We start from the raw sequence: 15,581 nt of genomic DNA, 5'->3' as shown, positions 1-15,581 counted from the left end.
TGGGATTTTCTGATCCTGCCCTCTTTCGACAAGCTTATGCAGGTCATCGTGATCTTTACCGATTGTAAAATATTATTCTGTAGGATGCTCGTACTTTAGTAAAATCTATCAGGCCTTGGAAAATGTATCCCTTTAAATCCGCCGTATGCATGATTGTAAAAAATGAAGAATACCGCATCAAAGAGTGGATATGTTACCATAAAAGCCTTGGCTTTGATACCATCATTATATTCGATAACAATTCGACAGATAACACACGAAATGAAATCGAAAGAATTTCAGACTTTATCGATATAAGATACCACAAATGGGGAAATAGTGAATATTTTTACCAAATAGACGCCTACAATTCATGTATTTCAACATATCGCGATGAATTCAGATGGATCGCCTTCATCGACTCTGATGAATTTATTGTCCCCAAGAACGATGACAACATCAACAGCTTTCTTCAAAAATATATCAATTATGATGCACTGGTCCTGAACTGGGCCATGTTTGGATCCTCGGGGCATATCACTCCACCGAAAGGTCTGGTGATTGAATCCTTTACCAAACGATCAGATGAACGTTTTTTCAACGCACGCCACGTAAAGACAATACTTAATCCCGCCAGGACAAAGCATTGCATCAATCCCCATGTCTTCGAGATTGATGGCCGGACCGTTAATGTCCACCATAAGGAACCCGAGTGGGAAAAGGCAGGTATCGTCAGTCATATTCCGATCTATGATGAATGCCAGATCAATCATTATTATACCAAAAGTCGCAATGAATGGATCAGGAAACTCCAGCGCGGGTATCCAGATATGGATACGTCAGGTTTTGACGATGAAAAGATCCTCGAAGGTTTCCGATATGCTGATCTGAATGATGTCGAGGATCTGTCCGCTTTGCGTTTCCTGAAGAAAACGAAAAATATAATTTTTTCGGTTGATACGCTATCCGGCCTGTTATCGGAAACCCCATGACCCTGTCCACTCAATCCGACATAATATTTCAAGAAGACAAGACATCTTCTGATATATATTTGTTGATGGATTTCCATGGACATATATTATCTGTATCAACAGAAGGGCATGTGCAGGCCACATCTATTCAGTCGTGCTTCATTCCACTTTTGTTTGATTGCCATCATTCCTGCCTGAAATTACAGCAAGAAGAAGTATGTCTCTACATAAAAAAGGGACGTATTTTTACGGCTTCCCGGGACATGTCCTATCTTCAGATCCATAAGGAAGGACAATTCATTTTTCTTTCCAATGGGCCTACCTATATATCATCCGACCCCAATGGGACGGTGGACCTGAAACATAATCGGGAAAATTGGGAAAAATTCTTCCTTCTGCCATATGATGGATTTGTTTTCCTACAAGCCATGATGGAAAATGGTTTTTATTCAAGATCGCTAGGACAGTTTTTTAATGCGACAGAATGCATACTGGAAAAATTTCATGTCCGGTATGCTGACATAAGTTTCAGTCTTGACCAGAATTCACAAATATCATTCCGTGACAATACCATTTTGTATGATAATATAAGTATTGAACAGATAATACCCCTGAATCCTGCGATATATTTCTCCATATTCGGGAAACGTGAATTCCTGGATATGTTTGTACTATGCGCGCGCTCCATCATGAAACGATCGGGGGTAAATTTTACATTCATTATCATAACCGACCTCGATATTGATGAGGTAATGGAAGCCACCACGTTCATCATCAAGAAAAAAGTAATACCGGCACATTTCCTGTCAAAGATGGAATATCTGTACGCACGGTTCACGATCACACGATTGGATAGCCTTTCTTCCTATCAACCGGTTATCTATTCCGATATTGACGTTATATGTAATGCGTCACTTAAATCTCTTGTTGTAAAAACCCTGTTGAGCGACAGCATTTTGGTTAATACGGAACAGGGCAAAGAAGGACAGGACATCTGGTTTGGAAAGGCATTCATTTGCACCGATCCACATATTAATGACAGGAATACATTATTTGTAAATTCCGGCATTTTCTGTTTCAACAATATCCAATCGGTGACACCCCTGTTTCAGACAACCCTGAGAATATGTCACGCAGCCTACAGGAAATGGGGACATGACCTGAAAGCTTATGACCAACCGTGTTTCAATTACGCATTGAAAAAGATTGGCCGTTTCAACCTGACGGATCTTTCGGCATATATTGTTAATTTTCCCGACAGCGATTTTAATGCCATAGAGCCGCGCGGGCTAGCCCATTTCTGTGGAGGTGTTGGTATATTCTCATCAAAATATAATCTCATGTCTGAATACTCAAAGTATTTGGAATCATTATAAATCAACGGTCACATGTCATCCCTTTTATTCAATAGCCTTACCAAGCGCGATAGGATACCAGTGCCCGTTTTCAAAAATGACCGGAACATGATCGTTGCTATTATTGATTTCCATTCCTTCCTGCGGATCCCGGATATTCAGGATCTGCTGACGCGTCATGGATGCAAGGCGCAACCCATTTCCTGACGTCAGGGTTCCCCCGGTCCATATATTCCCATTATCATCCACGCTGAATGTTGTTGCACCTTTTACCTGATACGCCAACAGGTTATGTCCCATATAATTTGAGAACTGCAGCGTATGTTGATTTTTGCTGCTATTGGTACCTTCAGCAGAAAAATCAATGATCTGATTGGCTGCAAGACGAATGGCTGCACTATTGCGTTCTGTCAGGGATATCTGTGTCGTATCAATAAATGCGTTTCGCACCACAATATTACCTGAAAGGAATGTATTGAATGAAACATTCGGGTCATTATTATCCCGATTGGCCCATATCCCAACCCCGATTCCTACCCTGTAATCTGCGCCACGCATCCATGTGACTGTTCCATCAGTAATGTAATCATGGATACGATCCGGGAATGCCAATTTCTTAAATCCGGCTTTTCCCGATCTGGTACATATATATATGGCCGGTATTCCACCTCGATCCATATTAACGACCCTGTTTCCGACATCATAGTCCTTGCCAGGAACGTATTGATCAAAACCATGCGGTCCCGCAGACAGGTAGAGCAGTTTTCTGTTTGACTGTTTGGGATCATAAACACTTTCCTCAGCATCCGCCCCGTTTGCATTGATATCCAGTTCATTGGTCTGCGCCCATGATTGCGGTGGCAGGCCGGTATAGTCATTCAGTTCGGAAACAATGGCCCATGTACTGCTTTGTCCATACTTGTTGGCTTTTATTTTTATGCCCTGATCCTGTGTTGACCACGTATTATTCCCATAGGAATCCATAACATCGTTTATACCGACAACCGATCCATTGACATCCCTGTTGGCAGGATCATGTGCCCCGTTTATGGTATATACTTCCAGATTGGGTTTATCGGGAAATACGTTGCCCCAGGCCCAGCGGTTATCCGCACTATAATTCGAATATCCTATACTGACGGTCGGATGTTCACTGCCGCCACTGAAATCCGTACGCCGGAACCAGCGCCCACCTGCAAGATTACGGATATACAGATCACCATCTCCCAGCGCGAGATCGAGTGGCTGCATTGTATTCCCAAAGGAAAGACCGCATATATCCTCCCACGTTACAGTTTTTCCAACGATATGGGGTGCCCAGGGATATCCGGATTTATTGCGCATATCCGGCCATTTTCCGCATGGCAGCATCAGGGTGGCATTGTCCGGAACCGCATTATAGGCAGAGATGATCCGTGGTTCATCATTGACGGAACCATCCAGTCTGGCACCCATGCGCCGCAGATCGTATATGTCCGGGATAGTCTGCGCAAATGCACCGTTCGCTTCATTTCCGGCTACGATTATTAAACATGAAAGCAGTACCTGAACATGAACTGCAAACCACCTACAGTCGTGCATTGATAAACATCTCCACAGGAACGATGTGACAGCACGGCAGGATATTTAGGTAAGATTAATTTCTCTTTTAAAAACTTCGATCAGATTTCGCCAGGAGACTATTTGAAATAGTCTGCAAATTAGAAAAATTGTTTGGTGAAGCTTTTTTCAAAAAAATCTCAAAAATGCCGCCTTTTTGAAAAAAGGCGACACCCAAAAACTTTTATTTTATTTATTCAACAGCCGTCAGAACCCCGGATATTCATTGGTCTACACATGACGGGTCTGTCCATCACCAGGGCAATCCGGTTGCAGGGGAAAAATACCGCAACAACTGATACAATCGATTTTCCGGATTTCAATGGCGACACCAATGACATGCTGACCGCCCCAACGCGCCCTCTCCACTATGGATAAAGACGCGTGTAGATCAGCCTGAATGCCTTAACCGCGTTTATGATGCCGTCCAGTATCCAAGGATTGCCTTGATTTCCATGAAATCACGCAGGCCATACACACTGCATTCCCGCCCGTTACCAGATTGTCCATATCCGCCAAATGGCGCTGCAACAGTCCATGGGGCACCGTTGATATTCACGTTACCCGCCCGCAGGAAACGGGCCACATGTCGGGCATGGGACAGATCGCCTGACTGGATATACGCCGCAAGGCCATACGGCGTGTCATTGGCGATCTGGATGGCGTGTTCGTCGTTATCATAAGCCATTATGACCAGAACCGGCCCGAAAACTTCCTCCTGCGCAATCGCCATGTCTGTTGTCACATGACCAAAGACGGTCGGGCGCACATAATACCCACGCGTCAGACCATCCGGGCGACCCGGTCCACCACAGACCAGCGTGGCCCCTTCATCCATCCCCTTGTGGATCAGGGTCTGGATACGATCAAACTGAAGATGGCTGACAACCGGGCCAAGATCAATTTCCGGGTCCGCCGGATCCCCCACCCGAATGGTGGCGGCCGTCTGACGGGCGATATCCAGCGCTTCTTCCATCCGGGCCGCGGGAACCAGCATACGGGTTGGCGCATCGCAGGACTGGCCCGAATTGCTGAAGCATTTACGCACACCCTGCGCCACAGCCTGTTCCAGATCGGCGTCCGGGAGGATGATATTGGGCGATTTTCCACCAAGTTCCTGATGGACGCGCTTGACCGTATCCGCGGCCAGACGCGCTACCGCCGCACCGGCACGGGTGGACCCGGTAATGGACACCATGTCGACCAGCGGGGAACGGGCCATGGTCTCCCCCACTTCGGGGCCTGTGCCGTTCAGCATATTGTACACACCCGGTGGCAGACCAGCTTCATCAAGGATTTCGGTAAACAGCAGGGCACTGAGGGGAGCAACTTCGCTGGGTTTGAGGATAATGGTACAGCCCGCAGCAAGTGCTGGCGCAACCTTACAGGCAATCTGGTTCATCGGCCAGTTCCACGGCGTAATCAGGCCGGTAACGCCTACCGCTTCATGGACGATCAGCATATCATCGCGCCGTTCCTCAAACGGGAAGTCACGCAGCACCGTCACCATTTCTTCCAGATGCGCCATCCCCGCCCAGGCCTGACTGTCATACGCACGGGTCAGGGGGCTGCCCATTTCCAGTGAAATGGCATGGGCCATTTCCTTCATGCGCCTTTTGTAAATCTCCACGATCCGTTCCAGCGCTGCCAGGCGGGTGGCGCGGTCAGACATGGACCATGCGGGGAAAGCCGCGCGGGCAGCCTTGATCGCGCGTTCCGTATCCCGGGCATTGCCCAGTGTGATCCGGGCACAGGGCCGCTCGGTCGCGGGATTGATGACATCCATCTGTTCCCGCCCGTCTGGCGTAACCCACTGCCCATTACAATACATCTGGTGGGCGTGCGCGGAAATCGGGTTGTCGCGTGTCATGACTTACATTTTTCCTTCGTTGGTATGTGTACCAGCCGCATTGCCGGGAACGGTCGGAACAAACGGATACTGGCCTGCATCCAGCAGTTCCGTCACGGCACGATGGGCTTCAAGAAAGGCGGCGTCGGTATGGGGACTGGCCGCTGCATCCGAATTGGCGATTGCAATGCGCCCGAATAGCTGCCTGCCCACCACGCAGGGTCGTGTTTCCGTCTCCGTAAACACCCATTCGGCAGGGTCATACAGGCTGTTATAGGTATAGGCATAACCATGCGGCCAGCGGTTGACGGTTATGCCGGCGATATCACGGGTGGCGTCAAATCCACCCGCACCCAGCACGCGCTGCAACTGGTTGCGGATTTCATGTTCAAACGTCTCGAATGAAATGCCCAGCAGCATACCGCGCGCGGCGCGGTACTGTTCCCGCTTTGGCAGGCCCGGCACGCTGAACGTCTTGATCATGCGGATGACAATGGGACGGTCGGGATCGGATGGCAGGGCAAGCTCGCCAAGGGCCGTGGGTTCAGCAAGCGAGACCTCATCAAAATACATTCCCGGACAACGGATTTCACTTACCCCCAGTTTTTCAAATGCCCGCCAGTTACGCAATGCCACATTTACATAAACAATCGGTCCCTTGACACCATAGGCCAGCGCCTTCTTCTGGGTCTCGGGCAGTGTTGGCACCAGATAGGGAATGAACATGTTCCAGCCCGCCATGACCACCTGCCGGGCCTGCACCTGGTGATAGTGCGTGGGGGAAGCCTCCCCCGCCGGGGCATACAGGACTGATACATGCTGTGCCTGATCCGGGGCACCGTCATGGGCGACATTCATCACCATGCTGCCCAGTCGCAGGCGTACATTGGATCTGGCCCGATCCAGCGCCCCATAATCGAATGTGGCCGTCGCCATGTCTTCCTGCGTGCGCGCCTTTGTTGAGGCGGGGATGAGGGAGGCAACCAGCAGGCGGGCGAGGGTTGCATTGCCATCGGGAAAGTGGACGCTATGCCCGCTTTCCTTCTGCCGCCCATGCTGGCCACCAGGCAGGTCGGCCAGAAGCCCCTCCGGCACGTCCCCCAGACCCAGACCCGAAAATCCCGGCAGGCCCATTGTCCAGGCGAACAGCGCGGGCAGCGCATCCGACCCTACACAGAAAACGCCACTGCCCGCCTTGCGGAAAAACCACAGGACGGACGGGTCCACCTTTGCCCAGTTTTGGAGGTAATCCGGGTACGAAATACTGGCGAGGAATTTCTTCTTTTCCGCAACCGAGCGGCCATGCAGGTAATCCGGCTGCCGTGACGAAAGCAGGCGCATGAGGTCCGCGCGTGCCCTGTTGCTGAGTGGGGCATGTTGCAGGGCATGGGCATTGAGACAGTTTTCCGTGCCGGCGGCGCTGCGCACCAGGATATCGGCATGCCATGTTTCCTGATCGAAAAACAGGCCCGGTCCCATGCCATGGCTGGAATAGAGGGACTCGTTAGGCGCATTTTCTTTCAGGTAACGATCAAGATCGACACCGATGTCATCCAGGATCATCCGTGCCCACTGGTTGTAGCGTTCGGGAGATTCGACCTCCAGCGTACCACCATTGAGCACCATCCGGGCACCATCAACACTGAATTCGTTCCGCTTGGCATGCCCGCCGAAATCATCATGATTATCGATGATAAGGATTTTTTTGTCTGCTCCCGCATATTTGCGAAAGAAATGGGCCGCCGCAAGACCGCTCAGCCCCCCGCCAACGACAACAAGGTCATAGACCTCGCCCGTCTTCTGGATCTTATGGGCCGGAACGGTGCCGTCACGCAGGGCATGTGCTGCCTCGAACGCCCCGGGGTGGCTGCCACGCATGCCGGTCCGTGCCGGCGGGGCAATGGCTGCGGCGTCCTCTGCCTGCGCCCGTCCTGCCATCGTGCCGATCGCGGTACTGACCAACACACCATTGATAAAATCACGACGCGTAACCGCGGGCGTGGAAATCGTTGTTTTCCCTGACATCCGGAACAAGACCTTTTGAAGTCGGAATGAAATGATTTGGCAAAATAATCTTAATTGATGATCATGACCATGCCCTTTCGTTCCGATTTAAAAACGGCACGTTTTCGGTCGGAAAACCGCAAACATGAGCAGCGCAATTCCAGTTTGTTCTGGAAAAGGAACGTGTTATGCGCATAAGATGCAACCCACACGCATGGACCCGGAATGAGCGATAAATCTCCAGCCGATACGCCCCGGATAACACGCCGCAACGTGATACAGGGCGTGATCCTGCCGATCATGGTCAACGCCATGCCATCCCCCGCGCAGGCGGCTCCATCCATCCCGGTTTCCCCGGACACAACAGCTGCATCCTACCCACCGCTACGAACCGGCCTGCGCGGGCAGTATCCCGGCTCTTTCGAAGTTGCCCATGCGGCACGCGACGGACTGTTTACCGGGCAGGTCACGGCAACCGACACGGGTGAACATTATGATCTGGTTGTCGTGGGGGCCGGTATATCCGGACTGTCGGCCGCATTGTTCTACCAGCGTGCGATGGGGCCGGATGCGCGAATTCTGATCGTGGACAACCATGACGATTTTGGCGGCCATGCCAAACGGAATGCATTACAGTACAAGGGACAGACATATCTGGGCTATGGCGGGACGATGAGTATCGAAACCCCCTTCCCTTACAGCTATACAGCGACATCCCTGCTGCTGGACCTTGGCATCCGCCCGGACAGCTATTCCAGTTACCTGAAGACCAGCCGCCTGAAAGGACTGGAACCGGCTGTTTTTTATGATCGGGAAAATTTCGGCAAGGATCAGCTGGTTCCCGGTTATCATGAAAAAAACTGGGACAGGTTTTTCCGCGACTCACCGCTGGATGATGAAACCTGGACCGACCTTTTGCGCCTGCATACGCAAACCATCAATTACCTGCCTGACCTGACGCCCGATGCCCGTCAGGCCCTGCTGCGCACGATCAGTTACGAAACATTCCTGCGCCGTTATGCCCACATGTCGGACGGGGCCATCCGTTTCTTTGCAGGCAAGGCCTTTCGCAACAATATGCGCGTGGATACCTGCCCTGCTTATGATGCGATGAAGGCGGATGCGCCCGGTTTCAATGGGATGGAGGTCACGCATGACGCCGTGCATGAATCGGCTGTCTTCCACTTTCCTGATGGCAATGCCACTGTAGCACGGCTGCTGGTTGGCCGGTTGGTGCCATCATTTTTTGGCACCCCGCAAACGGCAGCCAGCGTTGTCATGGCACAGGGAAATTATTCCCGGCTGGATCAGCCGGGTGCAGTACGTATCCGCCTGAACAGCATGGTCGTGCGCGTGGAACATACAGGCGACCCGAGTAAACCGAATGATAACAAACCTGTCAGGGTAGTGTACCAGAAACCGGACAATACATCCGATACACGCCACGCAGTCATGGCTGACAATGTCATCATGGCATGCTTCAACAATATCATTCCGTTTATTGTGCCATCCCTACCTGACGCACAAAAAGATGCATTGAAATACCCGTCCAAGGTTCCAATGCAGTATAGCAGTGTCCTGCTGCGCAATGGACAGGCACTGCACCGTTGCGGCACCCGATCCATTTATGCGCCCTGTTCCTACCATACCCGCCTTCTGGTGGATGAACCGGTGGATATTGGCGGATACACGACCAATCCCTCCCCTGATCGCCCGACCATGGTCCACCTGCTGCGCAATGCAAATGCCCCTGGCCATCCACGCAAGGAACAGAACAGGCTGGGGCGGCAGGAAATGCTGGCCATGACTTTCCCGGAAATCGAGGCAAAGACCCGCGACCAGCTTCAGCGCATGTTCGGCCCCCTTGGTTTCAATCATGAACAGGATATTGTCGGACTAACCGTAAACCGCTGGCCCCATGGCTATGCCTATACTTACGACACGCTGGGGGATCCGTATATGCCCGCAGCCCTGCGTCCCCATGTTATCGGACGGCAGCCTTATGGGCGGATCGCCATTGCCAATGCGGATTCCACTGCCGCAGCCTTTACCAATACCGCAATAGATGCAGCCGAACGCGCGGTACAGGAGTGTCTTATCAGTCGTGGATATACCTGATACAGAATAAAAAAATCTGAAAATTATTTAAAATACCTCAGAGATTGTTTGAAAAGTCAGCACATGACAGCACTTTAAAATTAAAGGAAGTTTTTGGTGAAGCTTTTTGCAAAAGCTTCAAAAGAACGCCGCCTTTTTAAAAAAAGGCAGCACCCAAAAACTTTTATTGTTTTTTATCAATTTGTTGTTTTCAAACAGTCTCTTAGTAAAAAATAAAACTTTTACCAAAAAATTCTTCATAATTTACAGGATGTCGTAAAGGCAGGATTTTCAAACGGTCCCTGACAGAATGTGTTCTGTCAGGGATCCTATCGTCATGCCTGAATCACGTTATCATTTCAGGCTTTCGCAGTTTTCAGTCGCCGGTTTGCCAGAAAACCGGTCCTTGATCCATGCAATCTGCATGGCAGTAGACTGGATCATGGTCGGGTCATGATCCAGACCAGGCAATTCAGTAAAAAACAGTGGAATGTGATTGTGACAGGCCGCACGCGCCGTCGCCTTGACGCCTTCTGGTGGTACGGTCACATCGCCCCCACCGGTAATGACCAGCAGCGGTCCTTTCAACCGCTGGCCACCCACTGCATCCTCATGAAACATGGACTGCACGAACCTGTTATCCAGCCATCCTTTTTTGGTAATGCTGTCAATTGACTGACCATCATACAGGGCATGGGCGACATACCAGCATCCCTGCCTGACCGCCCCATCGTAATGCGCCATGCCCGCATCATTCAGCATGAAACGCGGATCAAACTGTGAATAACGGGCCTGCAGACCATACGCCACCATGGGGGTATAAAAACTTTCGCCCCCTTCCCCCGGCAGCGGATGAACAAAATCCGGCATATTGATCGTACCGGAAACCGATACCGTCCCCAGATAGCCGGGATCAGCAATATCATGTTCCATTTCCCCGACACTCCATGACGCCATTCCACCCTGGGAGTGCCCATCAGCAACCCACCTGCTGCCCAAAGCAGGCACGGCCGACCGTGCGGCCGCAACCGAATAGATGACATCGTAACCCTGGGCCAGCTTGTTCATGTACTGGTGCGCACCGGACGTTCCCAGCCCATGATAATCCGTTGCGACAACAGCAAGGCCATGGGCAGGAAAATCAAAAAGCCCTTCGTTACCGTAATACAGGTTCTTCATCAGCGATGGCGCGCATTGCCGTGCAACACCACTGGTGCCATGCGCCCATGCCACCACCGGCCATCCACCTGCCGGCGCTGGCCCGGCTGGCACCAGCACGACAGCAGACGAGACGACATCATGCCGCGTGGCATCCAGCGAATGATAAAGAATGCGGTAGGCCTGTACACCCGGCGGAAGGATATAATCCGTTGCCCGTTCCTGACGGATCAGTGCGCCTGCATATGTGGGGGCGTTACCATTTTGCGGAGCCTGATAGAATGCCTCGTTTGCCAATGCATTCCGTGATTCCTTAAGCTGCGCCTGTTCCAGCGTACTGGCATGCGCATGGAAAGTCGTGCCACCCCATATCAGAAAACCACAAGCAAAAATAGCGTTTCTTGAAATATTAAACATAATTATATAATTATTCCCTTTCCACAGAAATCTCGTTTTCTGCACATCTCAGGTAATTTATTGTATAGATTAAGGTCGCCCCACAGGCGCAACCAGACAGTGACCTGAATGGCAGAACGGTTTACATGCCTGATTAAACAGGATGGGTACGCCGCATGAAAAAACCACATGTCACAGCGAATACCGCACCATCTGACAAGGATATCATGCGACCTGATCTGATCCAGGCACAAATAAAGAACAGGCCGAATGAATACAGCCTGCACCTGTTCCTTGCACGCGAGAGTTCCGTAATTATTCCGCCTGCCCCACCAGTGCTGCTGTCGAGCAGTGATACACAGCGGACGATCCCCCAAAACACCAGATGATGTCATTATTAGCCTGGGGTCGGTAAACCGGGAGTTCCCTGTCTTCCGTATTACAATGGCAATCCGGCGATGAATTGCACAATGTACGCCCACAGCAGTCCCGATAGGCAATGACGTAAGACCGGTTATCAACAGGGTTACGGCAGGTGCCTATCCACGATACAGGAGAAGGCTGCGTGCCGGGTGGACAGGTATGCACACCACCGCCACAACATCCACACAACACCCCGTCAATGGCGCAGTGCCGCCAGTAATCGCATTTTGTCGGATCCGTGGACTGGGCACGGCGATCAAAATCCGAAACCGCAGCCGGTTGCGTCTGTGCCGCCTGTGCACGCTGAACGGGCAAAAGTGGCAGGGAAGACGTCACCACCGCAGCACTTCCCGCCTTGGCGATCATGCTGCGACGCGAGATTCCCTGCGCCATTTTCCGCGTCAGCTTTTCGCCCAGCCTGTCAAAAAAGGATTCAGTCATGACCAGTATTTTCCAAACCAATGGGAACAATATAAATTGAACAGGAATTGCCTTACGGCGGCGTGACGGTCATGGCGCCCGCATCGATGTGGGTATTACGCAGCACCTTCCCGCTCTGCAGGTCGATGACCATCAGGTTTCCGTTTTCTCCATTGGCATACAGCAATGGTTTCTGGTCCTGACTGACCGCAACCACCTTGGCTGGCGTCGGCAGGTCGATGCGACGCACCAGACGATGGGCCTGCGTATCGAGTTCCCACACTTCAGTACCCGCCGTCTTATGGGTCCAGTATGTGCCTGTATGCATCAGGGCGAACAGATGGTGGTTATAATAGGACATGGCAAACGGCTGCGTCCCGCCCGGACGCCATGCCAGTTCCTGCACCCCGGTTCCGGTAACAGGCTGTCCTGCCGCCTGCTGGATTGACCATGCTGGTTCGATAACCGGTTGCGGACCCAGATGCGCCTTCATGACCTTGCCGCTATAGGTAATGAAATAGGCATCACCCTTTGCACGTTCCGCCAGGCTCTGTTCATAGACCGGGTCGCCATCCGCGCTGAAAAACGGTTTGGAATGGGTGACGCTGGCTTTCCCGTCCATTCCCACCGCCACGTTGGTCAATGATCCATCGCCACACAGGCTGGAAAAGCCACCGCTCTGCCATGGAAAGACCAGCGCGCAGCCGGGAATATCCACCGTGCGAACCACCCTGAACGCGGACAGGTCGACAACCGTGACGGCAGAAGCCGGGCTGAGGTCGAATATGAATCCGAACTTCCCGTTGGCATCAACATCAAAATTCTGCTGCTTGCGCCCCACCAGCGCGCGCGGCGGCAGCGCCAGTTCGCGCACGCGTTCCAGTGTGCGGGCATCGAACTGCTGCAGCATGTCATGCCGGTCCCCATGATCGACAAGCGACCATGACGTCTCGGTTATGTAAATGCTCCGCCGGTCAGGCATAATGACATTGTTGGCCAGCGGGGTTGCTGGGATCGTGCCCAGAACATGACCGTTATCCCCATCATAAATGGTGATCGCCGTCGTCTTGGTATAGGGAAAGACCCAATGTGCCCCCATTGCCGGAAGCTGTGCGACGTCGCTCTGCTCCGCCTGCAGGACAGGTGTCGGGTCAGCAGCCAGCACCGGGGAGGAAACCACGACAGATACGACCATAGCCGATACACGCCGAAACCAACCTGTCATGCACTTCCTCCATCAAGATTTCTTACGATACGGATATTATTGCGATATCACAATATGTAAGCCAACATACCCGATATTACAAATTACGGTGTGGCACGTGTCCGGGCCGCCACGTAGCCTGGATGTCATGGACGTTGACATCGCGCAGTCCGGTACATCCCCATGACCAGCCTGACAGCCGTGATGAACATGGCCTGTCCCCGGTTCCGCATGACGCTGGCGAAAATACTCCCTGCCGTTACCCGCATCGGCGCGCAGTGCCTGAACCTGCAGAACACAAGGGACAGGCTGGCATGATGGTGGACATGCCGATCTGGAACGTCAGCGGCCCGCACGAACTGTCATACCGGATCGGTGGCTTGGCCCCCGTCACGCGGATTTTCCACGCCGTACCTGATGCGATATGGAAAAGGTGGGAATGAGGCAGGCCCCTGCACGGATGGCCGCATCCCTCCTCCAGCGCTTGCGCTTGGCGATTTTATCCGTAGGTTCTGCTCCGCATGAAAGCGTATAATGCCAGGTCTGGGGCAAAACGGGGGAAACCGGGTGGATGAAATTTGATCGCGTGAAGTCGTTGGACGCAATCCTGGCGACGGCCAAAAAGAAATCACTCAACCGGTCGCTTGGGGCTTTCCAACTCACGATGCTGGGAATCGGCGGGATCATCGGAACCGGCATATTCGTGCTGACTTCCGAAGCCGCGCAGAAAGCGGGGCCGGGCATGATGCTCAGCTTCGTCCTGGCCGGTTTCATCTGCATGTGCGCGGCAATCTGTTATTCCGAACTGGCGTCCATGGTTCCCACCGCAGGATCGGCCTATACCTATACCTATGCCGTGATGGGGGAACGGCTGGCATGGATGGTGGGCTGGGCGCTGATCCTGGAATATGCCATCGGGGCCTCCGCCGTGGCGTCAAGCTGGTCGGGATACATGATCGGGCTGATCCAGAACCTGTTCCATATCGAAATCTCCCCCTTATGGGTGAACAGTCCATCCGCTGGCGGCTATATCAACCTGCCAGCGGTGGTCATTACCCTGCTGATCACCTGGCTCCTGATTCTGGGCACGACCGAAAGCGCGCGGGCCAATGCCATTCTGGTCGGCATCAAGGTCGCGGCCCTGTCCCTGTTCGCCATCCTTGCCATTCCGGTCATGAACGCCAGCCATTTCGAACCCTTCATGCCGACCGGGATCACAGGCATGGCCGGGGCGGCGGCATCCATCTTTTTTGCCTATGTCGGCTTTGACGCCGTATCAACAGCGGCCGAGGAAACACGTAATCCGCAGCGCAATGTGCCCATCGCCCTGATCGCCTCGCTCGCCTTCTGCACCATTTTCTACCTTCTGGTCTCGCTTGGGGCCATTGGCTCCCCCCTTGGCGCACAGCCGGTGACCGGGGCCGATGGCGGCATACTGGCGCCCGGCACACTGGCACTGGACCAGAGATGCCGCGCAATTGCCGCAACTGGTGCGCAGGATCCCCTGCCCTGCTCACATGAGGCTCTGGCACATGTGCTGCGCTCCATCGGGTGGACCCGGATCGGCAACCTGATCGGTCTTGCGGCGACCATTGCCCTGCCTTCCGTCGTGCTGATGATGATTTTCGGACAGACACGCATATTTTTCACCATGGCGCGTGATGGCCTGCTGCCCGACAGCTTTGCCAGTGTCCATCCCCGCTATCGCACCCCGCATATCGTGACGATTGTAACCGGCATTGGCACGGCCCTTGGTGCCGCTTTCCTGCCTGTGGGGACACTGGCGGACTATTCCAATTCCGGCACGCTGTTTGCATTCGCCATGGTGGCGGTATCCGTCCTGATCCTGCGCCGGACCGATCCCACGCGCATCCGCCCGTTCCGGGCCCCTGCCATATGGCTGTTCGCGCCGCTTGCCATCATTGGCTGCATTTATCTTTACCTGTCACTGGACCTGATCGCGATACTGGTCCTGCCGGTATGGGGGGTAATGGGGCTGCTTATATATTATGGATATGGCCGTTCACGCAGTTATGTGGGACGGGGGATTGAAGTATCCGACAGCATGGAGCCATGATTCCCCGCAGGCTGACCGGGAATAAAAGGCGCCCCAATATAACTTATTG

At 52.8% G+C, this 15,581-nt stretch carries 11 protein-coding genes; 5 read left to right on the top strand and 6 right to left on the bottom strand.

Going from position 1 to position 15,581, the window contains the following annotated elements:
• Nucleotides 1-149 precede the first annotated feature (149 nt).
• On the top strand, nt 150-971 hold the full coding sequence (locus AC1RQ9_RS07355) for a glycosyltransferase family 2 protein (protein ID WP_485986217.1): 822 nt from the start codon (nt 150-152) through the stop codon (nt 969-971).
• Complete coding sequence (locus tag AC1RQ9_RS07350) at nt 968-2,326, top strand: hypothetical protein (protein ID WP_485986216.1); 1,359 nt, start codon at nt 968-970, stop codon at nt 2,324-2,326. The genes AC1RQ9_RS07355 and AC1RQ9_RS07350 overlap by 4 nt, the downstream gene beginning before the upstream one ends.
• Before the next feature lie 24 nt (nt 2,327-2,350).
• On the opposite strand, the gene AC1RQ9_RS07345 is transcribed toward AC1RQ9_RS07350, so the two are convergent.
• The 3 genes from AC1RQ9_RS07345 to AC1RQ9_RS07335 all read right to left on the bottom strand — a co-directional run bounded on the left by AC1RQ9_RS07345 (nt 2,351) and on the right by AC1RQ9_RS07335 (nt 7,778).
• Nucleotides 2,351-3,760, bottom strand: coding sequence for a hypothetical protein (locus AC1RQ9_RS07345; protein ID WP_485986214.1), 1,410 nt, complete (start codon nt 3,758-3,760; stop codon nt 2,351-2,353).
• A 559-nt stretch (nt 3,761-4,319) separates the two neighbouring features.
• On the bottom strand, nt 4,320-5,774 hold the full coding sequence (locus AC1RQ9_RS07340; protein ID WP_485986213.1) for an aldehyde dehydrogenase family protein: 1,455 nt from the start codon (nt 5,772-5,774) through the stop codon (nt 4,320-4,322).
• Between the two features lie 3 nt (nt 5,775-5,777).
• Entirely contained in the window at nt 5,778-7,778 is a 2,001-nt protein-coding gene (locus tag AC1RQ9_RS07335; protein ID WP_485986211.1) for an NAD(P)-binding protein, read from the bottom strand.
• Nucleotides 7,779-7,982: 204 nt separating this feature from the next.
• Here AC1RQ9_RS07335 and AC1RQ9_RS07330 point away from each other — a divergent pair, with 204 nt between their 5' ends.
• Nucleotides 7,983-9,875: an NAD(P)-binding protein gene (locus tag AC1RQ9_RS07330; protein WP_485986209.1), complete on the top strand. Its 1,893-nt coding sequence runs from the start codon at nt 7,983-7,985 to the stop codon at nt 9,873-9,875.
• Nucleotides 9,876-10,208: 333 nt separating this feature from the next.
• On the opposite strand, the gene AC1RQ9_RS07325 is transcribed toward AC1RQ9_RS07330, so the two are convergent.
• From AC1RQ9_RS07325 to AC1RQ9_RS07315, 3 genes are all read right to left on the bottom strand, one after another.
• On the bottom strand, nt 10,209-11,309 hold the full coding sequence (locus AC1RQ9_RS07325; protein WP_485986208.1) for a lipase family protein: 1,101 nt from the start codon (nt 11,307-11,309) through the stop codon (nt 10,209-10,211).
• A 414-nt stretch (nt 11,310-11,723) separates the two neighbouring features.
• Nucleotides 11,724-12,272, bottom strand: coding sequence for a methylamine dehydrogenase light chain (locus AC1RQ9_RS07320; protein WP_176643351.1), 549 nt, complete (start codon nt 12,270-12,272; stop codon nt 11,724-11,726).
• A gap of 52 nt (nt 12,273-12,324) precedes the next feature.
• Nucleotides 12,325-13,476 (bottom strand): amine dehydrogenase large subunit, encoded by a 1,152-nt coding sequence (locus tag AC1RQ9_RS07315; RefSeq protein ID WP_485986205.1) that lies wholly within the window; start codon nt 13,474-13,476, stop codon nt 12,325-12,327.
• A 162-nt stretch (nt 13,477-13,638) separates the two neighbouring features.
• Between AC1RQ9_RS07315 and AC1RQ9_RS07310 the strand changes: the two genes are divergently transcribed.
• Nucleotides 13,639-13,773 (top strand): hypothetical protein, encoded by a 135-nt coding sequence (locus AC1RQ9_RS07310; RefSeq protein WP_485986203.1) that lies wholly within the window; start codon nt 13,639-13,641, stop codon nt 13,771-13,773.
• 253 nt (nt 13,774-14,026) lie between these two features.
• Nucleotides 14,027-15,532, top strand: a complete 1,506-nt coding sequence (locus tag AC1RQ9_RS07305) for an amino acid permease (protein WP_485986201.1) — start codon at nt 14,027-14,029, stop codon at nt 15,530-15,532.
• Nucleotides 15,533-15,581 lie beyond the last annotated feature (49 nt).

This window comes from Komagataeibacter ossonobensis (assembly GCF_057359305.1).
This window is presented reverse-complemented; position numbering and strand designations above follow the sequence as displayed.

What these genes read in the sequence shown, in the direction of transcription:
- AC1RQ9_RS07320 (WP_176643351.1), bottom strand. Translation starts at nt 12,272, where the DNA reads ATGACTGAATCCTTTTTTGACAGGCTGGGCGAAAAGCTGACGCGGAAA.
- AC1RQ9_RS07340 (WP_485986213.1), bottom strand. Translation starts at nt 5,774, where the DNA reads ATGACACGCGACAACCCGATTTCCGCGCACGCCCACCAGATGTATTGT.
- AC1RQ9_RS07315 (WP_485986205.1), bottom strand. Translation starts at nt 13,476, where the DNA reads ATGACAGGTTGGTTTCGGCGTGTATCGGCTATGGTCGTATCTGTCGTG.
- AC1RQ9_RS07350 (WP_485986216.1), top strand. Translation starts at nt 968, where the DNA reads ATGACCCTGTCCACTCAATCCGACATAATATTTCAAGAAGACAAGACA.
- AC1RQ9_RS07330 (WP_485986209.1), top strand. Translation starts at nt 7,983, where the DNA reads ATGAGCGATAAATCTCCAGCCGATACGCCCCGGATAACACGCCGCAAC.
- AC1RQ9_RS07310 (WP_485986203.1), top strand. Translation starts at nt 13,639, where the DNA reads ATGACCAGCCTGACAGCCGTGATGAACATGGCCTGTCCCCGGTTCCGC.
- AC1RQ9_RS07345 (WP_485986214.1), bottom strand. Translation starts at nt 3,760, where the DNA reads ATGGGTGCCAGACTGGATGGTTCCGTCAATGATGAACCACGGATCATC.
- AC1RQ9_RS07305 (WP_485986201.1), top strand. Translation starts at nt 14,027, where the DNA reads ATGAAATTTGATCGCGTGAAGTCGTTGGACGCAATCCTGGCGACGGCC.
- AC1RQ9_RS07355 (WP_485986217.1), top strand. Translation starts at nt 150, where the DNA reads ATGATTGTAAAAAATGAAGAATACCGCATCAAAGAGTGGATATGTTAC.
- AC1RQ9_RS07335 (WP_485986211.1), bottom strand. Translation starts at nt 7,778, where the DNA reads ATGTCAGGGAAAACAACGATTTCCACGCCCGCGGTTACGCGTCGTGAT.